This window comes from Streptomyces muensis (genome assembly GCF_021474425.1).
GTDB classification, from domain to species: domain Bacteria; phylum Actinomycetota; class Actinomycetes; order Streptomycetales; family Streptomycetaceae; genus Streptomyces; species Streptomyces muensis.
Window position 1 is genome coordinate 78,267 of the sequence record NZ_JAKEIP010000009.1, and the last position, 21,432, is coordinate 99,698.

At 71.5% G+C, this 21,432-nt stretch carries 23 protein-coding genes; 11 read left to right on the top strand and 12 right to left on the bottom strand.

The window, feature by feature from the left end:
- Window positions 1–57: 57 nt before the first annotated feature.
- From L0P92_RS04610 to L0P92_RS04620, 3 genes are all read right to left on the bottom strand, one after another.
- Window positions 58–705: an isochorismatase family protein gene (locus L0P92_RS04610; protein ID WP_234761196.1), complete on the bottom strand. Its 648-nt coding sequence runs from the start codon at window positions 703–705 to the stop codon at window positions 58–60.
- A 120-nt stretch (window positions 706–825) separates the two neighbouring features.
- Window positions 826–2,661, bottom strand: a complete 1,836-nt coding sequence (locus L0P92_RS04615; protein WP_234761197.1) for a glycoside hydrolase family 15 protein — start codon at window positions 2,659–2,661, stop codon at window positions 826–828.
- A 138-nt stretch (window positions 2,662–2,799) separates the two neighbouring features.
- Window positions 2,800–3,579 (bottom strand): DeoR/GlpR family DNA-binding transcription regulator, encoded by a 780-nt coding sequence (locus tag L0P92_RS04620; RefSeq protein WP_234761198.1) that lies wholly within the window; start codon window positions 3,577–3,579, stop codon window positions 2,800–2,802.
- Window positions 3,580–3,731: 152 nt separating this feature from the next.
- On the opposite strand from L0P92_RS04620, the gene L0P92_RS04625 reads away from it, so the two are divergent.
- The gene (locus L0P92_RS04625; protein ID WP_234761220.1) at window positions 3,732–4,613 is read left to right on the top strand and encodes an SIS domain-containing protein; all 882 of its coding nucleotides are present in this window, start codon (window positions 3,732–3,734) and stop codon (window positions 4,611–4,613) included.
- A 52-nt stretch (window positions 4,614–4,665) separates the two neighbouring features.
- On the top strand, window positions 4,666–5,514 hold the full coding sequence (locus L0P92_RS04630) for a class II fructose-bisphosphate aldolase (RefSeq protein WP_234761199.1): 849 nt from the start codon (window positions 4,666–4,668) through the stop codon (window positions 5,512–5,514).
- A 42-nt stretch (window positions 5,515–5,556) separates the two neighbouring features.
- Here L0P92_RS04630 and L0P92_RS04635 read toward each other — a convergent pair whose 3' ends face one another.
- Window positions 5,557–6,690, bottom strand: coding sequence for a methyltransferase (locus L0P92_RS04635; protein ID WP_234761221.1), 1,134 nt, complete (start codon window positions 6,688–6,690; stop codon window positions 5,557–5,559).
- An 83-nt stretch (window positions 6,691–6,773) separates the two neighbouring features.
- Here L0P92_RS04635 and L0P92_RS04640 point away from each other — a divergent pair, with 83 nt between their 5' ends.
- Complete coding sequence (locus L0P92_RS04640) at window positions 6,774–7,430, top strand: alpha-ketoglutarate-dependent dioxygenase AlkB family protein (RefSeq protein WP_234761200.1); 657 nt, start codon at window positions 6,774–6,776, stop codon at window positions 7,428–7,430.
- Window positions 7,431–7,466: 36 nt separating this feature from the next.
- The gene (locus L0P92_RS04645; protein ID WP_234761201.1) at window positions 7,467–8,708 is read left to right on the top strand and encodes an ROK family protein; all 1,242 of its coding nucleotides are present in this window, start codon (window positions 7,467–7,469) and stop codon (window positions 8,706–8,708) included.
- A gap of 3 nt (window positions 8,709–8,711) precedes the next feature.
- On the opposite strand, the gene L0P92_RS04650 is transcribed toward L0P92_RS04645, so the two are convergent.
- Complete coding sequence (locus tag L0P92_RS04650; RefSeq protein WP_234761202.1) at window positions 8,712–8,999, bottom strand: hypothetical protein; 288 nt, start codon at window positions 8,997–8,999, stop codon at window positions 8,712–8,714.
- Between the two features lie 84 nt (window positions 9,000–9,083).
- Between L0P92_RS04650 and L0P92_RS04655 the strand changes: the two genes are divergently transcribed.
- Complete coding sequence (locus L0P92_RS04655; RefSeq protein WP_234761203.1) at window positions 9,084–9,533, top strand: RpiB/LacA/LacB family sugar-phosphate isomerase; 450 nt, start codon at window positions 9,084–9,086, stop codon at window positions 9,531–9,533.
- Here L0P92_RS04655 and L0P92_RS04660 read toward each other — a convergent pair.
- From L0P92_RS04660 to L0P92_RS04670, 3 genes are read right to left on the bottom strand one after another with little or no spacing between them, the layout of a single operon-like run.
- A complete protein-coding gene (locus L0P92_RS04660) occupies window positions 9,520–9,954 on the bottom strand; it encodes a tautomerase family protein (protein WP_234761204.1) in 435 nt (144 codons plus the stop codon). The two genes, L0P92_RS04655 and L0P92_RS04660, sit on opposite strands and share 14 nt — an antisense overlap.
- 30 nt (window positions 9,955–9,984) lie before the next feature.
- Window positions 9,985–10,557 carry a DUF4865 family protein gene (locus tag L0P92_RS04665; RefSeq protein ID WP_234761205.1) on the bottom strand — a complete coding sequence of 191 codons (573 nt, stop codon included), beginning with the start codon at window positions 10,555–10,557 and terminating at the stop codon, window positions 9,985–9,987.
- Between the two features lie 11 nt (window positions 10,558–10,568).
- Window positions 10,569–11,204, bottom strand: coding sequence for a TetR/AcrR family transcriptional regulator (locus L0P92_RS04670; RefSeq protein ID WP_234761206.1), 636 nt, complete (start codon window positions 11,202–11,204; stop codon window positions 10,569–10,571).
- A gap of 202 nt (window positions 11,205–11,406) precedes the next feature.
- Here L0P92_RS04670 and L0P92_RS04675 point away from each other — a divergent pair, with 202 nt between their 5' ends.
- The 3 genes from L0P92_RS04675 to L0P92_RS04685 are packed head-to-tail and all read left to right on the top strand — an operon-like array spanning window position 11,407 to window position 15,010.
- The gene (locus L0P92_RS04675) at window positions 11,407–11,688 is read left to right on the top strand and encodes an SHOCT domain-containing protein (RefSeq protein ID WP_234761207.1); all 282 of its coding nucleotides are present in this window, start codon (window positions 11,407–11,409) and stop codon (window positions 11,686–11,688) included.
- The gene (locus tag L0P92_RS04680; protein ID WP_234761208.1) at window positions 11,685–12,443 is read left to right on the top strand and encodes an ABC transporter ATP-binding protein; all 759 of its coding nucleotides are present in this window, start codon (window positions 11,685–11,687) and stop codon (window positions 12,441–12,443) included. Before L0P92_RS04675 ends, L0P92_RS04680 begins: the two co-directional genes overlap by 4 nt.
- A 5-nt stretch (window positions 12,444–12,448) precedes the next feature.
- Window positions 12,449–15,010: an ABC transporter permease gene (locus L0P92_RS04685; RefSeq protein WP_234761222.1), complete on the top strand. Its 2,562-nt coding sequence runs from the start codon at window positions 12,449–12,451 to the stop codon at window positions 15,008–15,010.
- Window positions 15,011–15,297: 287 nt separating this feature from the next.
- Here the strand turns inward: L0P92_RS04685 and L0P92_RS04690 are convergent, their stop codons facing one another.
- Both L0P92_RS04690 and L0P92_RS04695 read right to left on the bottom strand, forming a co-directional pair.
- Window positions 15,298–15,906, bottom strand: a complete 609-nt coding sequence (locus tag L0P92_RS04690; RefSeq protein ID WP_234761209.1) for an ATP-binding protein — start codon at window positions 15,904–15,906, stop codon at window positions 15,298–15,300.
- A gap of 184 nt (window positions 15,907–16,090) precedes the next feature.
- Window positions 16,091–16,411 (bottom strand): hypothetical protein, encoded by a 321-nt coding sequence (locus tag L0P92_RS04695; RefSeq protein WP_062717296.1) that lies wholly within the window; start codon window positions 16,409–16,411, stop codon window positions 16,091–16,093.
- A 338-nt stretch (window positions 16,412–16,749) separates the two neighbouring features.
- On the opposite strand from L0P92_RS04695, the gene cds1 reads away from it, so the two are divergent.
- The 3 genes from cds1 (at window position 16,750) to L0P92_RS04710 (ending at window position 20,049) form a co-directional block, all read left to right on the top strand.
- The gene (cds1, locus tag L0P92_RS04700) at window positions 16,750–17,874 is read left to right on the top strand and encodes an L-cysteine desulfhydrase Cds1 (protein ID WP_234761210.1); all 1,125 of its coding nucleotides are present in this window, start codon (window positions 16,750–16,752) and stop codon (window positions 17,872–17,874) included.
- A 100-nt stretch (window positions 17,875–17,974) separates the two neighbouring features.
- Window positions 17,975–19,171 (top strand): bifunctional glutamate N-acetyltransferase/amino-acid acetyltransferase ArgJ, encoded by a 1,197-nt coding sequence (gene argJ / locus L0P92_RS04705; protein ID WP_234761211.1) that lies wholly within the window; start codon window positions 17,975–17,977, stop codon window positions 19,169–19,171.
- Entirely contained in the window at window positions 19,168–20,049 is an 882-nt protein-coding gene (locus L0P92_RS04710; protein WP_234761212.1) for an arginase family protein, read from the top strand. Before argJ ends, L0P92_RS04710 begins: the two co-directional genes overlap by 4 nt.
- Here L0P92_RS04710 and L0P92_RS04715 read toward each other — a convergent pair.
- Window positions 20,046–20,525, bottom strand: coding sequence for an SRPBCC family protein (locus L0P92_RS04715; protein WP_234761213.1), 480 nt, complete (start codon window positions 20,523–20,525; stop codon window positions 20,046–20,048). The genes L0P92_RS04710 and L0P92_RS04715 overlap by 4 nt on opposite strands.
- A 58-nt stretch (window positions 20,526–20,583) precedes the next feature.
- Window positions 20,584–21,414 carry a DeoR/GlpR family DNA-binding transcription regulator gene (locus L0P92_RS04720; RefSeq protein WP_234761214.1) on the bottom strand — a complete coding sequence of 277 codons (831 nt, stop codon included), beginning with the start codon at window positions 21,412–21,414 and terminating at the stop codon, window positions 20,584–20,586.
- Window positions 21,415–21,432: the final 18 nt, after the last annotated feature.

A 21,432-nucleotide genomic window follows, 5' to 3' on the forward strand; every position in this document is an offset into this window, starting at 1 on the left:
GGTAAGCCTAACCTTATCAATGCATGGCGTCCGTCCGAGCGGACCGGACCGAGCGGTTCAGACCGCTTCCGCCGCCGGCACGGCAGGGTCGAACACTGCCATCACGCCGTCGGTGGACGTCACCGCCCCGCACGTGTCCGCGATCCACTCCAGCGCGAACCCGTGGCTCCCGGCCGAGGCGTCGGCGACCGCGTCCGCGACGACGAAGGGCTCCAGGTCCTGCACCCAGGCGTCGGCCGCCGTCATCAACACGCCGACCCGGGCGAACAGGCCCGCTATCACCACCTGATCCCGCTTCAGGTCACGCAACCGGCTGTCCAGCCGGGTCCGGGCGAACGCGCTGTGCTTCCGGGCGGTGAGAACGGCGTCCCCGGTGCGCGGCTCGACCTCCCGGGCGAAGGCCTCGCCGTCCCGGTCGGCCGGCGCGCCGGATCGCCGTACGTACAGGGCGGGTCCGCGCTCCCCGGCGGGTACGGAGTGGATGACGGGTACGCCCGAGGCGTGGGCGGCGCGCACCAACCGGCCTGCGTTCGCAAGGAGTTCGGCGATCGGGGCGCCCTCCTGCTCCAGTACGCGCACGAAGCGCCTCTGTAAGTTGAGCAGGACGAGCGCCGCCCGACCCGGGTCCAGGGTCCATCCCGTGGTGTCGTCGGGCAGCATCGCGGGCGTCGGCATGACGTACGGGAAGATCGAGCCAGGCGTCATCTCGGGTGCCCTTCGGCGAGTCGGGGGGTGTTGCTTAGGTTAGCCTCGCCTAAGTCGAATGTCCCGCCGTTTGAGTGCCGTTGAGTGCCGCTGGATGCCGTTGAACCGGGTGAACCACCCTCACCCCAGGGCGCGGTCCAGATTGAAGGCCGCGCTGATCAGGGCGAGATGCGTGAACGCCTGGGGGAAGTTGCCCTGTTGCTCACCGGTGTGACTGATCTCCTCGGCATACAGGCCCAGATGGTTGGCGTACGTCAGCATCTTCTCGAAGGCCAGCCGCGCCTCGTCGACCCGGCCGGCCCGGACCATCGCCTCGACGTACCAGAACGAGCAGATGGAGAACGTGCCCTCGTCACCGCGCAGCCCGTCGGGGCTCGCCTGCGGGTCGTAGCGGTAGACCAGCGAGTCGGACACCAGGTCCTCGGTGAGGGCGTCCAGCGTCGACAGCCACTTGGGGTCGGTCGGCGCGATGAACTTCGCCAGCGGCATCATCAGCACCGCAGCGTCCAGCACATCGCCGTCCTCGTGCTGCACGAAGGCCTGCCGGGCCTCCGACCAGCCTCGCTTCATGATCCGCCGGTAGATCGTGTCCCGGCACCCGCCCCAGCGCGGCAGATCGGCGGGCAGGCCGCGCCGGGTCGCCATCCGGATGGCCCGCTCGATCGCCACCCAGCACATCAGCCGCGAGTACAGGAAGTTCTTACGACCGCCACGGGTCTCCCAGACGCCTTCGTCCGGCTGGTCCCAGTTGTCGCACACCCAGTCCACCAGCGCGCACACGTCGTCCCACTGGTCGCTGGAGATCGGCTTGGCCCACTTGTCGTAGAGATAGATCGAGTCGATCAGCGCGCCGTAGATGTCGAGCTGCAGCTGGCCGGCGGCGCCGTTGCCGATGCGCACCGGCGCGGAGCCCAAGTGCCCCTCCAGATGGCCGAGTTCGCGCTCGGGCAGCTCGGCGCGGCCGTCGATGCCGTACATGATCTGCAACGGGCCGGTCCGACAGCCGTCGCCCCGGCTGACGTGCTCGGTCAGGAAGTTCATGAACGCCTCGGCCTCCTCCGTGAAGCCCAGGCGCAGCATCGCGTACACACAGAACGCGGCGTCGCGCACCCACACGTACCGGTAGTCCCAGTTGCGCTCCCCGCCGAGCTGCTCGGGCAGGCTCGTCGTCGGCGCGGCCACGATCGCTCCGGTCGGCGCGTAGGTGAGCAGCTTCAGGGTGAGCGCGGAGCGGTGCACCATCTCCCGCCAGCGGCCCCGGTACTGGGACGCGGACAGCCACTTGCGCCAGTACGCCACCGTGCTGTTGAACTGGTCCTCCGCCTCGGTCCGGGCACACCGGCGCAGCGTCACCTCGGCGCCGAGCCGGTCCAGCGCGAACACCGCCGACTCGCCCTGCGCGAGCTTGAAGTCGGCGCGCACGTCCGGTCCCTCGACCTCCAGCGGCATGGTCGAGGTCAGCCCCAGCGACAGCTTCTCGGACTCGAACACCGCGACCTCGCCCACCATGCGGACGGTGTGCGGCTGTGTGCCGTACTCGAAACGCGGCGCGACCCGGGTGCGGAACGGGATCGACCCGCGGACGCACACCACCCGCCGGATCAGCCGGTGCCGTTCGGACTCGACCGAGCTGGCGTCCACCGGCATGAAGTCCTGCACCTCGCCGACGCCGTCCTCGGTGAAGAACCGGGTGATCAGGACGTTCGTGTCGGGGAAGTAGAACTGCTTGGTCCTGGCCGGCACCGCCGCCGCCAGCTCGAAGCAGCCGCCCCGCTCCGCGTCCAGGATCGCCGCGAAGACGCTCGGCGCGTCGAAGGCCGGGCAGCAGTACCAGTCGATCGTGCCGTCCGTCCCCACCAGGGCCACACTGCGCAGATCGCCGATCAGCCCGTGCTCGGCGATCGGCAGATAGCGCGACGCCGTGGGTGCGTCCGCCTCGATCGGGGTTGTGCTCATCGCAGCCTCCCTGGCCCGCCGACTCCCTGGCCTGCCGACTTCCTGCCGCCGACTCCCTGACCCGCAGTGCGCCTCGCTCCCAGCGTAGGTGGAATCGGACGGTCGGGAGCCGGGATCAGGGTCCCGGAACGCGCGGGCTCAGACCGCGATGACGCGCAGGCCCGCCTCCTCGAAGCGCCGCACGGTGTCGGGCTGGGCCGCCGTGTCCGTGACCAGCGTGTCCACCGCGTCGGCCGCGCAGATCCGGGCGAACGCCCGCCGGCCCAGCTTGCTGGAGTCGGCGGCCACGACCACCCGCTCGGCGCGCTCGCACAGCAGCCGGTTGATCGCCGCCTCCGCCTCGTCGTGCGCGGCGGCGCCGTGCGTGGCGTCGAAGCCGACGACGCCGAGGACGGCCATGTCGAGGGTGATCTGGGACAGCACCCCGTCGGCGAGCGGCCCGATGAGCTCGTACGACTGCGGGCGGGCGACCCCGCCGGTGAGCACGATCTTGAACTGGGGGCGGACGGCCAGCTCGTTGCCGATGTTGAGCGCGTTGGTGACGACGGTCAGCGCCGGTGTCCCGGACGTCAGGTCGCTGCGCACGGCCAGAGCGCGCGCCACCTCGGTCGTCGTCGTTCCGCCGGTCAGCCCGACCGCCTCGCCGGGTGCGATGAGGTCGGCCACCGCTTTCGCGATGCGCTGCTTCTCGGAGGCGTGCCGGGCGGTCTTGTAGCGCAGCGGCAGTTCGTACGACACTCCGTGCACGACCGCGCCGCCCCGGGTGCGGACCAGCATCTGCTGCTCGGCGAGCTGATCGAAGTCACGGCGGATCGTCGCGGCCGAGACCGCCAGCTCGGCGGCCGCCTCCTCGACGTCCAGCCGGCCCCGCTCCACGAGCAGCTCCAGCAGCGCCTTCCAGCGGGCGTCGCGCGACATCCGCCCTCCATTCCTCGATCACTCCCCGATCTCCGGCGACCTTAGCGCACCCCTCCCTACCGCAATGCTTGATTCTGCTCGAAAGCTAGCGATATCTTGCAAGAACAATCACAAGCACCGCGATGCCCAACGAGAGCGTGAAGGACGGCGGCATGACGCATGTCGAGGACGAGCTCAACAGCCAACCCGAGTGCTGGACCCGCGCGGCCGACGAGGCGACCGGTCTCGGCGGGGTGCTGCCGGAGCCGGGGGAGCGGGTCGCGGTCGTCGGCTGCGGGACGTCGTACTTCATGGCGCAGGCCTTCGCCGCACTGCGCGAGGGATCGGGCCGGGGCGAGACGGACGCCTTCGCCGCCTCGGAGTTCCCGCACGGACGCGCCTACGACCGCGTCCTCGCCCTCAGTCGCTCCGGTACGACGACCGAAGTGCTCGACCTGCTGGGCGAGTTGAAGGGAAGGACGCGTACCACGGCGATCACCGCCGACCCGGACACGCCCGTCATGACGGCCGCCGACGAGCTCGTCGTCCTCGACTACGCCGATGAACGCTCCGTCGTGCAGACCCGGTTCGCGACCACGGCGCTCACGCTGCTCCGCGCCCACCTCGGCCTGCACATCGACGCCGTCGTGGCCGACGCCCGTACCGCCCTCGCCGACGACCTGCCCGAAGGGCTCGTGGAATGCGGGCAGTTCACCTTCCTCGGCCGGGGCTGGACCGTGGGCCTGGCCAACGAGGCCGGGCTGAAGATGCGCGAGGCGTCCCTCGCCTGGACCGAGGCCTACCCCGCCATGGAGTACCGGCACGGCCCGATCAGCATCACCACGAACGGCTCCGCGACCTGGATGTTCGGTGAGGCACCCGAGGGACTGGCCGATCAGGTGCGCTCCACCGGCGGACTGTGGATCGAGGGCCGCCTCGACCCGCTCGCCGAACTGGTCCGCGCCCAGCGCCTCGCGGTCGCCGTCGCCGCGGCCCGCGGCCTCGACCCGGACCGCCCGCGCCACCTCACCCGCTCGGTGATCCTCACCCCCTGACCCGCCCACTCGACCTCCTCGCACCCCCCCACGCGCCGAGAAAGGACAGGCCGTGCCCCTCGTGACCACCGGCGAGCTCATCACCCGCGCCGCCGCAGCCCGGTCCGCCGTCGCCGCCTTCAACGTCATCACCCTGGAGCACGTCGAGGCCGTCATCGCCGGTGCGGAATCGGTGAGTTCACCCGTCGTCCTCCAAGTCAGCGAGAACGCCGTCAAGTTCCGCTACGGACGGCTGCTCCCGCTCGCCCGGGCCGCCGTCGCCGCCGCCGAACGCGCCGCCGTGCCCGTCGCGTTGCACCTCGACCACATCCAGAGCGACGACCTGCTGCGGCAGGCACCCGACGCCGGGTTCAGCTCCGTGATGTACGACGCGGCCCGGCTGCCCTACCTGGACAACCTCGCCGCGACGAAGGCCGCCGTCGACTGGGCCCATGCCCAAGGGCTGTGGATCGAGGCCGAGTTGGGGCGGCTGGGCGGCAAGAACGGCGAGCCACCCCTCGACGCCCACGCCCCGGGCGCCCGCACCGACCCTGCCGAGGCCCACGCCTTCGTCGCCGACTCCGGCGTCGACGCCCTCGCCGTCGCCATCGGCAGCTCACACGCCATGACCACCCGCACCGCCACCCTCGACCACGACCTCCTCAAGCGCCTGGCCGACACCCTGGACGTCCCCCTCGTCCTGCACGGCTCCTCCGGCGTCCCCGACGACGAACTGACCGCCGCGGTCGCGGGCGGCATCGCCAAGGTCAATGTCGGCACGGCCCTCAACATCGCCATGACGGGAGCGATCCGGGACTTCCTCGCCGCCCATCCCGAGGCGGTCGACTCACGCAAGTACCTGAGCGTCGGCCGGGAGGCGATGGTACGGGCGGTGGCCGACATCATCGGGGTACTGGCCTGAGAGGCGTACCGGCCTGAGACGGTGACGCCCCGCCCCGCCGCCCTACCTCTTGACGGCCCTCAGCACCACGAACTTCGGGTCACCGGCGACGAGTTGACTGTTGCCGAACAGCCGCCGCAGCTTCACGTGGTAGCCGAGATGCCGATTTCCGATCACCCACAGCTCGCCGCCCGGCCGCAGCGCACGCCGCGCCCCCGTGAACATCCGCCAGGCCGTCGCGTCGGTCGTCGCCTGGTGGGAGTGGAACGGCGGATTGTTCAGCACGAGGTCCACACTCCCGGCCGGCACCCCCGCCATTCCGTCCCCGACCCGGAACTCGGCGTGCCCAGGCACCCCGTTCGCCTTGTACGTCGCCTCCGCCGAGGCCACGGCCTGGAAGGACTCGTCCACGAACAGCACCTCGGCGTCCGGGTTCGCCAGCGCCATCGCCGTACCGACGACGCCGTTGCCGCACCCGAGGTCCACCACCCGCCGGGCGCCCTCGCCACCCGGCAGATGCCCCAGGAAGAAGCGCGTACCGATGTCGAGCCGGTCGGCGCAGAAGACGCCCGCGTGATTGACGACCGTGCGCCCGGAGACCGGGCCGATGCCGTTCGGGAGGTCATAGACGTACGGCCACGGGTTCGCGAGCCGCTCCGCGGACGGCTCGGGCGTGCAGAAGATCAGCCGGGCCTTCCTCTCGGCCAGCGAGGTGCGGGTCGGGCCGAGGATCCGCTCGAACAGCTGCAGCGTCGAGGTGTGGATCTCCTTCACCATCCCGGTGCCGACCACCACCGTGCCCGCGTGCACCGCGGGCGCCAGCCGCAGCAGCTGGTCCTCCAGCAGGGCCAGGCTCTTCGGCACCCGCACGAGCAGCACGTCGACACGCTCCGGCGGCGGATCCTGCGTGGTGCGCAGCTGGACGGTGCCGGGCTCGACGCCGCGGCGGGCGAGGTTGGCCCGGGTCGCCTCCTGGGCCAGGTAGGAGTCGGTGATCTGCACCGGGCCGTGCGCCGCGAGCGCCGTGACCAGGGCGCCCCAGCGGTCACCGACGACCACGACCGTGCCGGACAGCGGGGTCTCCCGCTCCGCCAGATGCCTCAGGAGGTACTCGTCGGAGGCGTCCCAGGCGCGCAGCCTCTCACGGGGGTCCTCGGGGAAGCGGGTCAGCGCGAGCTCGCCCCAGGGCGTCGTCATACGGTCGTTCATGGTGCGGTCGTTCATCGTGCGTCAAGGCTAGCCGAGCCGCAGCTCAAGGCCGGTGGGGGAGGATGGGAGGCATGGACGCCGAGCTGTTCCCCCGGGAGCGTACGCAGGTCGCGCCGGGCGCGGTGCACGTGCCCGACTGGCTGGATCCGGGTCGCCGGCGCGAGCTGCTGGAGGCCTGCCGCGAGTGGGCCCGCCCACCGGCCGGCCTGCGCACGGTCCGCACCCCCGGCGGCGGCACCATGACCGCCCGGCAGGTCTGCCTGGGCCGGCACTGGTACCCGTACGGCTACGCCCGCACGGTCGTCGACGGCGACGGAGCCCCGGTGAAACCGTTCCCCGAGTGGCTGGGCGAGCTGGGCAGGCGCGCGGCGCGGGACGCACTCGGCGAGCCACAGGCCGCGCACCGGGAGGCCGCGTACGACATCGCGCTGATCAACTTCTACGACGCCGGCGCCCACATGGGCATGCACCGCGACAGCGACGAGAAGTCGGACGCCCCGGTGGTGTCCCTGAGTCTCGGCGACACCTGCGTCTTCCGCTTCGGCAACACCGAGACCCGGACCCGGCCGTACACGGACGTCGAGCTGCGCAGCGGGGACCTCTTCGTCTTCGGCGGCCCGTCCCGGCTCGCCTACCACGGCGTGCCGAAGGTGTACCCGGGCACCGCGCCGCCGGAGTTGGGACTGACCGGGCGGCTGAACATCACGCTCCGGGTGAGCGGGCTGTAGGCCGGCCCATCAACGGATCATGGGAGACTCGCCCTCATGAGCGGCAAGGCGGACCCCCGGCCGGCGGGGGAAGGGACCACCTCGAGGACGCGGTTGGACCGGGGGCGCGGTGCGCTCGGACCCGCGTTGGAGCTCGTGCACACCGGACGCGCCCCCACGCGCGCCGTCCTCACCGCCGAACTCGGCGTGACCCGGGCCACCGCCGGCGCGGTCGCCGCCGAGCTGGAGGCGCTCGGCCTGATCCGGGTCGACGCCCGGCCCGGCGCGGCAGCGGGTTCGCAGGGCCGGCCCTCGCACCGGCTGGCGGTCGCCGAGGACGGCCCGGTCGTCCTCGCCGCACAGGTGCACGCCGACGGGTTCCGGGCCGCGCTGGTCGGCCTGGGCGGCCGTATCGTCGCCACCGCGCCCGGCCGCGAGACGGTCGACGCCGATCCGGCGAAGGTCCTCGGCTCGGTGGTCGAGGCCGGCGCCGACCTGCTGCGCGCGACCGGCCGACGCTGCGTCGGCGCGGGCCTCGCCGTCCCCTCCGCGGTCGCGGAACCGGACGGGCTGGCGCTGAACCCCCTGCACCTCGCCTGGCCCGTGGGCGCGCCGGTGCGCCGTATCTTCACGGAGTGCGTCCGCGCGGCCGGCATCACCGGACCGGCCTTCGCCGCCAACGACGTCAACCTCGCCGCCCTCGCCGAGCACCGGCACGGCGCCGGGCGCGGCGCTCGCGACCTGCTGTGCGTGGCCACCGGACACCGGGGAGTCGGCGGCGCGCTCGTGCTGGACGGCCGTCTGCACACCGGCAGTTCGGGCCTGGCCCTGGAGGTCGGCCACCTCACCGTGCACCCCGAGGGCAGACCCTGTCACTGCGGCAGCCGAGGCTGCCTGGACGTCGAGACCGACCCGCTGGCGCTCCTCACGGCGGCCGGCCGCGAGCCCGGTCCCGAGGGCTCCCTGCTCCAGCAGGCCAAGGACCTGATCCGTACCCAGTACGACGACCCCGCGGTCCGCACGGCCACCGAGGCCCTCATCGACCGGCTCGGCCTGGGTCTGGCCGGCCTGGTCAACATCCTCAACCCGGACCGCATCATCCTCGGCGGTCTGCACCGCACCCTCCTCGACACCGACCCCGACCGTCTGCGCGCCGTCGTCGCCGACCGCAGCCTGTGGGGCCAGAGCGGCGGCGTCCCGATCCTCGCCTGCACCCTCGACCACAACAGCCTGGTCGGCGCCGCCGAGTTGGCGTGGCAGCCGGTGCTCGACGATCCGCTGGGGGCGCTGGCCCCGTAGGCCTCACCGCTCCTCGGCGGTCTCCAGGATCCGCGTCCGGGGCGCCCCCGACAGCGCGGGCGCGTTCTCGGACGACGACCACACCCTCGACCTCAGGAACCCCAGGAACCGCTCGGCTTCGGCCACGTCGTCGAAGTCGAGGTCGACGACGACATAGGCGGGATCGTCGACGGGCTGCTGGACCCGGTAGTGGCGTACGCCCGCGTCCGCGCGTGCCGTGGCGAAGCGGTCGAAGGCCGTCTTCCACTTGGCGAAGTCCGTGATCGGATGCTCGATGTGCAGGGTCGGCATGGTTCCTCCTCGGCCGTTCCCACCGCTCCTCTCCATGCTCGGCCGCGCCCCGGGCGGGCGCATGCCCAGCGGTAGGCTCGGCACATGCGGATCTCGGTCTCCTCGGACATGGACGAACCCGTCGCCCGCCTCCTCGTCACCGAACTGCGCGGCCGAGGCCACGACGTGGTGACCCACGGCGCCCTCAGCCCCGGCGACGACCCGCAGTGGGCCGCCTGCTCGGAGGCGGCGGCCCGCGAGGTCGCCGACGGGACCGCGGACCAGGCGGTCGTGTGCTGCTGGACCGGCACGGGCGCGTCGATCGCCGCGAACAAGGTGCCCGGCGTACGGGCGGCCCTGTGCACGGACGCCTACACCGCGGACGGCGCCCGCCGCTGGAACGACGCCAATGTGCTCGCCCTCAGTCTGCGCCTGACGTCCGAACCCCTGCTCAAGGAGATCCTCGACGCCTGGTTCGCCGGCGAGGCCAGCGGTGACGCGGAGGACCGGGAGAACGTGGCCCGGATCGGACGCCTGGACCTCAGGGAGCCCTGACGCCGGCCGACGTGGGGGAGTCGACGGGGGCGGGGGAGTCGGCGTACTGCGCCACCCCGTCGCCGAACGACCAGTTGATCGGCTCGTTCTCGATCAGGTTGACGAACACGTTCCGAGGCTCGGTCCCGGAGTAACGGTGGGCGAGTTCGGCGATCCGCCGGTACAGGGCCTGCTTCTGCGCGGGGGTCCGCCCGGAACGCAGGGTGATCGTGACGTACACGATGCCGTCGTCCCGGTGGATGCCCAGGTAGTCGGGGTCGTAGCGGAGCGTGCTGTGGGTGCCGTCGTGGCCGACCAGTACCTGGAACCGGTCGTCGGGCGGGATCCCCACGGCCTCCACCAGGGCGTCGTGCACGGCACGGCCGAGCGCGTCCAGTCGCTCGGGGCCGGCTCCCAGGGCGTCGATGCGAACGAAGGGCATGTCTGGGTCTCCTCGCTGTGAACTTCCTCGTCAGCCCCGCAACCGTTCTCGCCCGGGCGCGGAGACGTGCAGCACCTCGTACCTGTCGCCGTCGGTCTTGGGCGTGTCGTTCTCCCAGAGGGAGAAGTGGATCAGCTCCCAACGACTCGCGTCCACGGCGGCCGCCGAGAGCACCGAGCCGCCCTCGCGGGCGATCTGCTCGGTCTCCCGCGCCGCGTCCGCCATGACGTCGCTCAACAGGCCCTCGTCCGGCACCTGTCGGCGCCGCAGCACCGCGACCCGTGCGGGGCAGCCGACGGCGCCGCCCTCCTCGTACGCCAGCCCGGACCACTGCCGGACCGACGGCCGCCCGAAGTCATCGACGATCCCCTGGAAGGGGCCTCCCCAGAGGAAGGCGTTCATGCCGGCGACGGTGTCCCACAGATAGAACGGCGCGTACTGGTTGACCGGCGATCCGCGCACACCGCGCTCGCGCATCAGGTACGCCTTGAAGCCCAAGCCCGGCCAGTCGTCGAGCAGATGCCCCCGGCTCGCGACGCGACGGCGGATGATCCCCATGTCGTAGTCGGCAGGCAGGGTGAGCTCGTACTGCGTCGCGTGCATCGGACGCCTTCCTAGTGTTCCCGGTCCTGTTCCTGTTCCTGGTCCCGTTCCCGGCCCTGGCGCGGTGCGAGAAGGGACAGCAGACCCCGCACACCCGCCTCGAAGGCGGCGGGCGAACCGGACGCGCGGGCGAGGACATAGCCGCCCTGCACCGTCGCGACGATCGTCGCCGCGATCGACTCACCGTCGAGCCCGGACGCGAACTGCCCCCGCTCCTTGCCTTCCTCGACGATCCCGGCGAGCCGTTCGCGCAGCCAGTCGAGCGTCTCGTCGACCGGCGCCCGCAGTGCGTCGCTGGCGATCACGTCCGGGTCCATCGTCAGCCGCCCGACCGGACAGCCGCGCAGCACATCGCGCTCCCGCCACAGATACGCCTCGATACGTTCGTACGGCGTGCCCGGCCTGTCGAGTACTCCCGCCGCGGTAGCCCTCATCTCCTCGGCGGTACGGCGGATCGCGGCCAGCGCGAGATCCGGCTTCCCCTTGAAGTGGTGGTACATGCTGCCCTGTCCGGCGCCGGCGCGCTCCAGGATCGCCTTGGGGCTGGTGCCCACATAGCCGCGCTCCCACAGCAGTTCACGGGTGGACTCGATCAGCCGGTCGGAGGTGCCCGAGGTGTTCGAGGTGCTCATGCCCTCACTGTACATACTAGTAGTTACAGAAGTCGAGCCCTTAGGGAGCAGCGCCATCACCTCCGCGTACTCCCCGCGAGGTACGCACACTGCCGCTGGCCGTACGACGACCCGGACCCCCTTCCGGCGCGAGCCTCGAAGCATCACCGAACGACTCCATCCGAACTGATCCGAACCCATCCGAATTCTTCGGACCCGACTCGGGAGATGACTCGAGATGCAGACCCTGGCTCACTTCGCCGACGGCGGCCCCGGCCCGTGGATCCTCCTCTTCCCGCTGATCTGGGCGGCCGTCGTGATCGGCGGCATCACCCTGCTGCGCCGCACGGTGTGGCGCGGACGCCGCGGCCCCTGGCGGCAGGCGCCCGACGACAACTCACCCATCACCGTGCTCGGCCACCGGTTCGCCTCCGGCGAGATCGACGAGGACGAGTACTGGCGCCGACTGTCCGTCCTGGACGAGCAGTTCGGCCGTACCGGCAAGGGCGGTGCGGCATGACGACCACGACCGTCACGACGACCGTGCCGACGGCCGCCCGGGTCGTCGACGCCGTGAAGGTGTACGGCACCGGTGACACCAGCGTGAGGGCCCTGGACGGGGTGAGCGTCGACTTCCCGGTCGGCCGCTTCACCGCGATCATGGGGCCCTCGGGCTCCGGCAAGTCCACCCTGATGCACTGCGCGGCCGGCCTCGACACGCTCACCTCGGGCACCGCCCACATCGGCGACATCGAGCTCGGCAGCCTCGACGACCGCCGCCTCACCCTGCTGCGCCGCGACCGCGTCGGCTTCGTCTTCCAGGCCTTCAACCTGGTGCCGACGCTGACCGTCGCGGAGAACATCACCCTGCCGCTGGACCTCGCGGGCGGCGGGGGCGACCGGGAGTGGATCGACGCGCTGATCGACGTGGTCGGACTGCGCGACCGGCTCCACCACCGCCCCTCCGAACTCTCCGGCGGCCAGCAGCAGCGCGTCGCCGTGGCCAGGGCCTTCGCCGGCCGGCCGGACGTCGTCTTCGCCGACGAGCCCACCGGCAACCTCGACTCCCGCTCCGGCGAGGAGGTCCTCGGCCTGCTCGGCCGCACGGTGCGCCAGACATCCCGCACGGTCGTCATGGTCACCCACGACCCGGTGGCCGCCGCCCACGCCGACGAGGTCGTCTTCCTCGCCGACGGACGCCTGGTCGACCGTATGGAATCCCCGACCGCCGACAAGGTCCTGGACCGCATGAAAGCCTTCGAGGTGCCCTCATGAACGGCATGAACGCCTCCGTCCGCCTGAGCGTGTCCTCCCTACGCGCACACAAGCGCCGCTTCGCCGGCACCTTCCTCGCCGTCTTCCTCGGCGTGGCCTTCCTCGCCGGCACCCTCGTCATGGGCGACACCCTGCGCGCCGGCTTCGACACCATGTTCGGCAACGCCACCAGCGGCACGGACGCCGTCGTCCGCAGCGCCGACGCCATCACCACGCCCGGCGAGAGCGAGGGCGTACGCGAACCGGTCGACACGGACCTGGTGTCCACGATCGAACGGGCCCCCGGCGTCGCGGCCGCCGCGCCCAACATCCAGGGCGCCGGCCAACTCGTCGGCAAGAACGGCGACCCCGTGGGAGGCCAGGGCCCGCCCACTCTCGCCGGCAACTGGATCACCGACCCGAAGCTCAACCCGTACCGCCTGGCCGAGGGCCGCGCCCCGGAGAAGTCCGGCGAGGTCGTCGTCAACCGGGGGACCGCCGAACGCGGCGACCTGAGGATCGGTGACACCACGACCCTGCGCACACCCGACCCGGTCAGGGTGACCATCGTCGGCCTCGCGACCTTCGGCGGCGAGGACGGCATGGCCCAGGTGACCTTCACCGGCATGACCCAGGCCGATGCCGAGAAGTACCTCACGGCCCGGCCGGGAGAGGCCGCGAGCATCCAGGTGCGGGCCGCTCCCGGCACCAGCCAGCAGGAACTCGTCGACGAACTGACGACCGTGCTGCCGGGCGGCGTCGAGGCCATCACCGGCCAGGAGTCGGCCGCCGAGAACACCGACATGATCTCCAGCCAGTTCCTGACCCTCTTCACCACCTTCCTCCTGGTCTTCTCCGGCGTGGCCCTCCTGGTGGCGACCTTCTCCATCCACAACACCTTCGCGATCGTCGTGGCCCAACGCACCCGAGAGAACGCCCTGTTGCGTGCCCTCGGCGCCTCCCGCCGGCAGGTCACCGCGTCGACCCTCGTCGAGGCGACCGCCGTCGCCGTCACCGCGTCGGTGGCCGGTCTGGCGGGCGGCATCGGCATCGCGGCCGGCCTCCAGGCCCTGTTCCCGGCGATCGGATTCCCCTTCCCCGAGGGCGACCTGGTGCTGAAGACGCTCTCCATGACCCTGCCGCTCGCGGTCGGCGTCGTGGTCTGCCTCGGTTCCGCCCTGCTCCCCGCCCGCCGAGCCGGCCGCACAGCGCCCCTGGCCGCGCTGCGCGAGACGGCCGTCGACACCTCCGGCGCCTCCCGGGCCCGAGCCGTCACCGGCGTCGGTCTGATCGCCCTGGCGATCGGCGTGACGCTCAGCGGCGTCCTGCTGATCCCGTCCCTCTGGCTGGCGGGCACCGGAGCCACCCTCGCCCTGGCCGCCTTCGTGGTCCTCGGCCCGGTCGCCTCCACGACGGCCGTACGGATCCTCGGCGGCCCCCTGGACCGACTGCGCGGTGTCACCGGGGGCCTGGCCCGGCGCAACGCCCTGCGCAGCCCGAAGCGCACGGCCGCCACCGCCAGCGCCCTGATGATCGGCGTGGCCGTCGTCTCCCTCTTCACGGTCTTCGGAGCCTCGCTGAAGGCGACGATGGACCAGACGGTGTCCAGGTCCTTCGCGGGCGACGTGGCCGTCAGCACCCCGTCGTTCGGCGCCGGCGGCAGCGGCCTGAGCCCCCGCCTCGCCGACGCGGTCCAGCGGTTGCCCGAGGTGGACACGGCCGTCGGCCTCGGCCGTGGAGTCGCCGAAGTGGACGGCAAGGGAAGGGCGCTGACGGTCACGGACCCGGTGGCCCTGGAACGCACCTTCGACCTCGGCACCGTCCACGGCTCCCTCGCCGACCTCGGCACCCACGGCATCGCCATCACCCAGAAGGAGGCTGACAAGCAACACCTGACGACCGGCGACAAGGCCCGCCTCACCTTCACCGACGGCCGTACCGACACCTTCACGGTCCGCGCGCTCTACGGCCAGTCCGAACTCGCCGGCGACTACGTCATCACCCGAGACGCCTGGGCCCCGCACCGCACCCAGGACGCCGACACTCTCCTCGCCGTCTCCTTCAAGGACGGCGTGAACACGGACACGGGCAAGGCGGCGGTGGAAAAGGTGGCCGCCCAGTACGGCAACCCGGAGGTCCAGACCCGGGACGAGTACGCGCAGTCCTCCGCCGGCGGCATCGACATGATGCTCACCCTCGTCTACGCGCTGCTGGCCCTCGCGGTGCTCATCGCCCTCCTCGGCATCGCCAACACCCTCACCCTCGCCGTCCACGAACGCACCCGCGAACTGGGCCTCCTACGGGCCGTGGGCCAGACCCGCCCCCAACTGCGCGCGATGGTCCGCTGGGAGTCGGTCCTCGTAGCAGCCTTCGGCACGGTCGGCGGCCTCGCCCTCGGCTCCTTCCTGGGCTGGGTGCTGGTCAAGTCCTCGGACGGCGCCAGCGACAGCGCCTTCGCCTTCGCGCTGCCACCCCTGCAACTCCTGGTGGTAGCCCTGGTAGGCGTAACAGCCGGAGCCCTGGCAGGCCTACGCCCAGCGCGCAGGGCGGCCCGCCTGGACGTACTGCGAGCCATAGCTACCGAGTAACCCATGACACACCCCAGCCCGAGCGGCCCGCATCACCCCTCCAGCCCAAGCGGCCCGCATGACCCACGGCAACGGCCCACCAACCCAGCTGTTGCCAACGCGCCGGCCGTGAGGGAGCCGTAGGGGCGCGCCGGTGTCGAGAGGGCGAACGCGCGGAGGCCCGAAGGGTCGAGCACGATCGCCCTCTCGACACCGGCATGTGGCGCCCCGCAGGCGACCGAACAATCAAAAGGGTGAGGGCGCGTCAATAAACCCCCTCACCACCAGCCCAACCTCTCACCGCCCGGTCAACCGACAACGGCCGACCGGGCGGGAGCATGCTCGGCCCGGCGCAGATCAACCCGCGCTCCGACCTCCGCGAACCGCCGCGCGGCCTCCTCCACGTCCACATCCACGGTCACCGCCCGCGCCCCCGGCTGCTGCGCAGCCCGAACCGCCGCCCGCTGCGGCGCCCGCGCCCTCGAGCCCCGTGCCGGAACAGGCGTCGGCAGCGCGAACCACACGACCTTGCCGGACTCGCCGTCCGGTCGCGCACCCCAGCTCTCGCTGACGGCGGCCACCATCGCCAGCCCGCGCCCGCAGGTGGCGAGCGTGTCGGTGTCCCCGGCGTCGGCGGCCTTGACGTCCGCCACGACCGGCAACCGCGGGTCGTGGTCGCGCACCGAGACCATGAGGCGGTCGAGCAGCAGCTCGATCTCGACGGTGCACATCTTGTCCGGCTGGGCGTGCTGGTGGACGTTGGTCAGCAGCTCGGTCACACCGAGCGCGGCGCGGTCTATCAAGGGATCCAGATGCCAGTAGCGCAACTGCGCAGAGACGATTCTGCGGACTTGGCCGATCCGCGACGGCAGGGCTTGGAGCTCCACCGCGCAGTGCCTGCTTGGGTAACTGATCACGGCTGCGACTCCCCGACTGAAGAGGTCCGGAAGAACACGGAGTACGGATCCAGCAGGGTGCTTGAAGAAAACGGCCGCCTGCTGTCGTGGCCGGCGGGCTGGTTCGCAGCGTTATCGCCGGTAAACCCAGAGTGACGTGAGACCAGCGTGACGCAGGGGGTGCGGTACCGCAACTTGCGGTGACTCAGCCCTTACGTCCCGCGGCCTTCCGTACGGCCTCTATGAACCGGCGCGCGGCGGGAGGCCCCGGCTCTCCCGGGGCGGGGTCGTGGTCGCCGAGGGTGAGGGAGTAGCGCTTGCCGTTGAGGTCCGCCAGTGCCCGGTCGTCCGAGAACCAGGGCTTGGAGGCACGGACGGCCTGTACGGGCGCGCTGTCGATCTCGCTGCCGTAGCTGGTGAGGAGCTGCACCCTGCCGTCGCTGATGCGCACCTGCCCGGCTCGGGTCAGCGAGCGCAGCCGCTTCCCGATCCGCACGCCAGTGGCCCTGAACTCCGGCTCCGCCATGCCCCGCCCCCTTGTGCGCGTCGGTGTGCCGGCTCGTCCTGTGCGGGTGCCGGCTCCGGTCGTGATCCAGTGTGCACCCCGTTCGGGATCGCGTCCCGTCCGGTGCAGTCTGCCCGCGTCCCGCGTCGGGCACCAGTGCGCATGCCGTCGCTGAGCGGGGCGTTCGGAGCACTCGCGCGAATGCGCCCCCAGCACCCCCCCCGTGAGGCCGTCGCTCCAGTGGTGCCTTTGAGGCTCTCAAAGGTGTGTTTATGCAGGTGAGAAGCGTGCGAAAGATGTTTATGCTCGAAGTGACGGCCGCGTGAGTCGCGCCGCCGCACAGCATGAGGAGCAGCGCCGTGAGCACCGTCCAGCAGACCCCGTCCGGCGTGACCCTCGACGTCGACCACAGCGACGCCACCTATCGCGCCTGGCTGAAAGAGGCCGTGCGCAAGGTCCAGGCGGACGCCAACCGTTCGGCCGACACCCATCTGCTGCGCTTCCCGCTGCCGGAGCACTGGGGTATCGACCTGTATCTGAAGGACGAGTCGACCCACCCGACCGGCAGCCTGAAGCACCGACTCGCCCGCTCGCTCTTCCTGTACGGCCTGTGCAATGGCTGGATCCGGCCGGACCGTCCGGTGATCGAGGCGTCCAGCGGTTCCACGGCCGTCTCCGAGGCGTACTTCGCGAAGCTGATCGGCGTGCCCTTCATCGCGGTCATGCCGCGCACGACGAGCGCGGAGAAGATCCGTCTGATCGAGTTCCACGGCGGGCGGTGCCACTTCGTGGACGACTCACGGAAGATGTACGAGGAGTCGGCCCGTCTCGCGGTGGAGACCGGCGGCCACTACATGGACCAGTTCACCTACGCCGAACGGGCCACGGACTGGCGCGGCAACAACAACATCGCCGAATCCGTCTTCCGCCAGCTGGAGTTGGAGCGGTTCCCGGAGCCCGCGTGGATCGTCGCCACGGCCGGCACGGGCGGCACCTCCGCGACCATCGCCCGGTACGTCCACTACATGCAGTACGACACCCGCATCTGCGTCGCCGATCCGGAGAACTCGTGCTTCTTCGAGGGCTGGACCACCGGCGATCCGGACGTCACCTGTGACTGCGGTTCGCGCATCGAGGGCATCGGCAGGCCGCGTATGGAGCCGAGCTTCGTGCCGGGCGCCATCGACCGGATGATGAAGGTGCCGGACGCGGCGAGCGTCGCCGCCGTACGGGCCCTGGAGCAGGCCATCGGCCGCAAGGCGGGCGGCTCCACCGGCACCGGGCTGTGGAGTGCGCTGAAGATCGTCGCCGAGATGGTGGCCCAGGGGCGGCGGGGCAGTGTGGTGACGCTGCTGTGCGACCCGGGGGACCGGTATCTGGACAAGTACTACTCGGATGCCTGGCTGGCCGAACAGGGCCTGGACATCGCGCCGTACTCGACGGCCATCGGGCACCTGCTGGAGACGGGCGTCTGGCCCGAGTGACCGGCCCCGTACGGATCGGCCGCCCGCCTGAACGCCGTTTCTCCGGAACCCATTTGAAAGTGCGTGGACAGCCCGCACTCGTCATGCAAACATATGCTTCATGCTGCATGATCATTCATCGACCCAGGACTCGGACACCTTGGCGTGGCCGACCGGCTTCCGGGCCTATACCGGGCACGGCGGACTGCGTGAGCACGGCGACGACATCTCCGTGGTCACGTCGGACCGGCCGACCGTCAGCGCCGCGATGTTCACCCGGAGCCTCTTCGCGGGCCCGGCCGTGGTCCTCAGCCGGGCGCACGCCGAGGGGCGGAAGCTGCGCGCCGTGACGACGCTGGCGAACAACGCGAACGTCGCCACCGGACGCCGGGGCGAGGAGAACGCCGCCGAGGTCGTCCGCCGCGTCGCCGGGATCGTGGGCATCCCGCAGGACGAGGTGCTGATCGGCTCCACGGGCGTCATCGGACGCCCCCTGCCGATGGACACCATCCGCGCCCACCTCGACGAGACCGCCGAGCACGGCCTCGCCGCCTTCGAGGCCGCACCGCTCGACGTGGCCCGCGCGATGATGACCACCGACACCCGCCCGAAGACCGCCGCACGGACCGTCGGACAGGCCCGCATCGTGGGCGTGGCCAAGGGCGTCGGCATGCTGGAGCCCAACATGGCCACGATGCTGGCCTACGTGTTCACGGACGCCGAGATGGCCCCGGCCGACCTGGACAGCGCCCTGCGTACGGCGGTGGATCGCACCTTCAACTGCCTCAGCGTCGACACCGACACCTCCACCTCCGACACCGTGGCGGTCATCGCCAACGGCGCCGCGGGACCGGTCGATCCCGCTCGGTTCGCCGAGGCCCTCGCCGACCTCTGCCTGGACCTCACCCGGCAACTGGCCAGTGACGGCGAAGGCGCCACCAAACTCCTGCGCGTCACGGTCGGCGGGGCCGGCGACCACGCACAGGCCAAACGCATCGCCAAGAGCGTGGTGAACTCCCCGCTGGTCAAGACCGCCGTCCATGGCGCCGACCCCAACTGGGGCCGGGTGCTGATGGCCATCGGCAAGAACACCGACGACACCGCCATCGTGCCCGGCAAGGTCACCGTCAGCTTCGGCGACATCGAGGTCTATCCCGAGGAACCCGAAGCCGACACCCTCGACCGGCTCGTGGCCCTCATGCGGAGGGACGAGGTCGACATCGTCATCACACTCGGCCTCGGGGCGGCCGAAGCGACGGCCTACGGCTGCGACCTGTCCGCCGGCTACGTCCGCGTCAACGCCGACTACACGACATGACCGGCCGCGACCGCGACAACGCATCCCCCACGGTGCTCGTGATCCCCCAGTGGCAGGGGTCCGCCGCCCGCCATCCCCGACGGCTGGCCGAGGGCGCCCACCGGCTCGGCGCGCTGCTCCCCACGGCGTCACGCACCGTCGTCGACATCGACCCCCGCCCCGGACAGGACCACGACGGCGTAGGCCACCTCGATGCGCTGACCCGCTCTCTGGAAGCAACCAGGACCGCGCTGCGCCGGACCGGCGACGGCGCAACCCTCCTCGCGGTGGGTGGCGACTGCGGCATCGAGCTCGCGCCCGTCGCCCGCGCCGTCGCCCGCCACGGCGACAGCCTGGCCGTCGTCTGGTTCGACGCCCACGCCGACCTCAACACCCCCGAAACGTCCCCCTCCGGGGGCTTCCACGGAATGGTGCTGCGCACCCTGATCGGCCAGGGACCGTCACCGCTGGTGCCCGAGCCGGAGGAACGCCTGTCCACCCGCCGGATCGTCCTCGCGGGCGTCCGCGCCCTCGATCCCGCGGAGCGGGACTTCATCGACTCCGAAGGAATCCGAGCCCTGTCCGTTCAGGCCCTCCGGCAGCAGGACCGACTGCTCGCCGCGGTGGCGGCCACGGGAGCCACACACGTCTACGTCCACCTGGACCTGGACGTACTGGACCCCGCGCACTTCACCGGCCTGTCCTGCCCCGAACCCGGGGGCCTGCACCCCGACGAGCTGCGCACCGCCCTGCACGCGCTCACTCAACGCTTCACCATCGCCGGCATGGGCATCACGGAACACGCCCCCACCACCGATACGGCCGACAGTGACCACGTCCTGAGAAGCATCCTCGACGGCATCGGTCTCCGGACGACGTCCGCCGGAGGGCCGTCCTAGCGTGCCGCGGCCGTCAGGCGCCGGTCCAGCGCGGTCACCGCGTCCCGGAACGCCCGGCCCAGACCGGGCCGGGCGACACGGAAGGCGAACCGGAAGGGCGCGGTGCCGTCCACCGCGAACGTCCACTGCACCCGCGTGCCCGTCCCGGCCGGGGCGAGCCGCCACTCTTCGACCATGGCCCGCGCTCCCGGCGCGTTGGTGACATCGACGCGGTAGGCGTACACCTCGGGGCTCTTCGCTGCGAGGATCGTCTCCTCGAAGCGCGTACCGCCCTTGAGCCGGATCTCGCGCCGGGCTCCGTCGTCCGACGGGCGGGCCAGCGTCACCGCCGAGAACCACTGCGTCCAGCCCGGAACGTCCTCGGCCAGCGCGCGATAGACCGCCTCCGGGGGAGCGGAGACCTCCCGCGCGAAGACATGCCGTACGGGCGCGGTCCCGACGAAGTCGAGCCGCACCTCACGCAGCAGGTGAGCCATGGACGAAACCCCCTATGCCGACGCCGCACCGGGCAGCGTCACCATAGCTGGCGCCCCGTCAGATGTCTGCACCCTCATCGGGCTCGCCCGCCACCACCAGCCGGCGCAGCTGCTCCGAGATCTCCGAACGCGCCTCGCTGTCGAGACCGGCATCCGTCACCAGGGTGTCGACCTGCTCCAGCGCCGCGAACGAACTCAGCCCCACCACACCCCACTTGGTGTGGTCGGCTACCACCACGACCCGCCGCGCCGACTGCACCAGACGCCGGTTCGTCTCGGCCTCCGCGAGGTTCGGCGTGGACAGGCCCGCCTCCACCGATATGCCGTGCACACCGAGGAACAGCACGTCGAAGTGGAGCGCCGCGATGGCCTGGTCGGCCACCGGACCCACCAGCGAGTCGGACGGCGTACGCACCCCGCCGGTCAGCACGACCGTGGCCGCGCCCTGCCGGGGTCCGGACGTGCGCTGCGCCGCGTGGAAGACGTCGGCCACCCGCACCGAGTTCGTGACCACCGTGAGGTCGGGCACCTCGACCAGCTGGTGGGCCAGCGCGTACGTCGTCGTACCGCCCGACAGCGCAATCGCGCTGCCCGGCGCGACCAGCTCGGCCGCCGCCCGTGCGATGTCCTCCTTGGCCGTCAGCTCCAGACCCGACTTGGCCTCGAAGCCCGGCTCGTGCGTGCTGGCCTCGACCACCGGGACCGCCCCGCCGTGCACCTTCTCCAGCACGCCCTGCCGGGCGAGCGCGTCGAGATCGCGCCGCACCGTCATGTCCGACACGCCGAGCTTGCGGGTCAGCTCATTGACGCGTACCCCGCCCCGGCGCCGAACCTCGTCAAGGATCAGGGCGCGCCGCTGCTCCGCGAGGAGGTTCTGATTCTCACTCACGTACGCTCCGGTCCTTTC

Bases quoted from the DNA above. Each gene is read 5' to 3' on its own strand.
- argJ (WP_234761211.1), top strand. From the start codon at position 17,975: ATGCTGCATGATCATTCATCGACCCAGGACTCGGACACCTTGGCGTGG.
- L0P92_RS04615 (WP_234761197.1), bottom strand. From the start codon at position 2,661: ATGAGCACAACCCCGATCGAGGCGGACGCACCCACGGCGTCGCGCTAT.
- L0P92_RS04685 (WP_234761222.1), top strand. From the start codon at position 12,449: ATGAACGCCTCCGTCCGCCTGAGCGTGTCCTCCCTACGCGCACACAAG.
- L0P92_RS04680 (WP_234761208.1), top strand. From the start codon at position 11,685: ATGACGACCACGACCGTCACGACGACCGTGCCGACGGCCGCCCGGGTC.
- L0P92_RS04660 (WP_234761204.1), bottom strand. From the start codon at position 9,954: ATGCCCTTCGTTCGCATCGACGCCCTGGGAGCCGGCCCCGAGCGACTG.
- L0P92_RS04610 (WP_234761196.1), bottom strand. From the start codon at position 705: ATGACGCCTGGCTCGATCTTCCCGTACGTCATGCCGACGCCCGCGATG.
- L0P92_RS04710 (WP_234761212.1), top strand. From the start codon at position 19,168: ATGACCGGCCGCGACCGCGACAACGCATCCCCCACGGTGCTCGTGATC.
- L0P92_RS04645 (WP_234761201.1), top strand. From the start codon at position 7,467: ATGAGCGGCAAGGCGGACCCCCGGCCGGCGGGGGAAGGGACCACCTCG.
- L0P92_RS04655 (WP_234761203.1), top strand. From the start codon at position 9,084: ATGCGGATCTCGGTCTCCTCGGACATGGACGAACCCGTCGCCCGCCTC.
- L0P92_RS04670 (WP_234761206.1), bottom strand. From the start codon at position 11,204: ATGTACAGTGAGGGCATGAGCACCTCGAACACCTCGGGCACCTCCGAC.
- L0P92_RS04650 (WP_234761202.1), bottom strand. From the start codon at position 8,999: ATGCCGACCCTGCACATCGAGCATCCGATCACGGACTTCGCCAAGTGG.
- L0P92_RS04715 (WP_234761213.1), bottom strand. From the start codon at position 20,525: ATGGCTCACCTGCTGCGTGAGGTGCGGCTCGACTTCGTCGGGACCGCG.
- L0P92_RS04640 (WP_234761200.1), top strand. From the start codon at position 6,774: ATGGACGCCGAGCTGTTCCCCCGGGAGCGTACGCAGGTCGCGCCGGGC.
- L0P92_RS04695 (WP_062717296.1), bottom strand. From the start codon at position 16,411: ATGGCGGAGCCGGAGTTCAGGGCCACTGGCGTGCGGATCGGGAAGCGG.
- L0P92_RS04625 (WP_234761220.1), top strand. From the start codon at position 3,732: ATGACGCATGTCGAGGACGAGCTCAACAGCCAACCCGAGTGCTGGACC.
- L0P92_RS04620 (WP_234761198.1), bottom strand. From the start codon at position 3,579: ATGTCGCGCGACGCCCGCTGGAAGGCGCTGCTGGAGCTGCTCGTGGAG.
- L0P92_RS04675 (WP_234761207.1), top strand. From the start codon at position 11,407: ATGCAGACCCTGGCTCACTTCGCCGACGGCGGCCCCGGCCCGTGGATC.
- L0P92_RS04635 (WP_234761221.1), bottom strand. From the start codon at position 6,690: ATGACGACGCCCTGGGGCGAGCTCGCGCTGACCCGCTTCCCCGAGGAC.
- L0P92_RS04665 (WP_234761205.1), bottom strand. From the start codon at position 10,557: ATGCACGCGACGCAGTACGAGCTCACCCTGCCTGCCGACTACGACATG.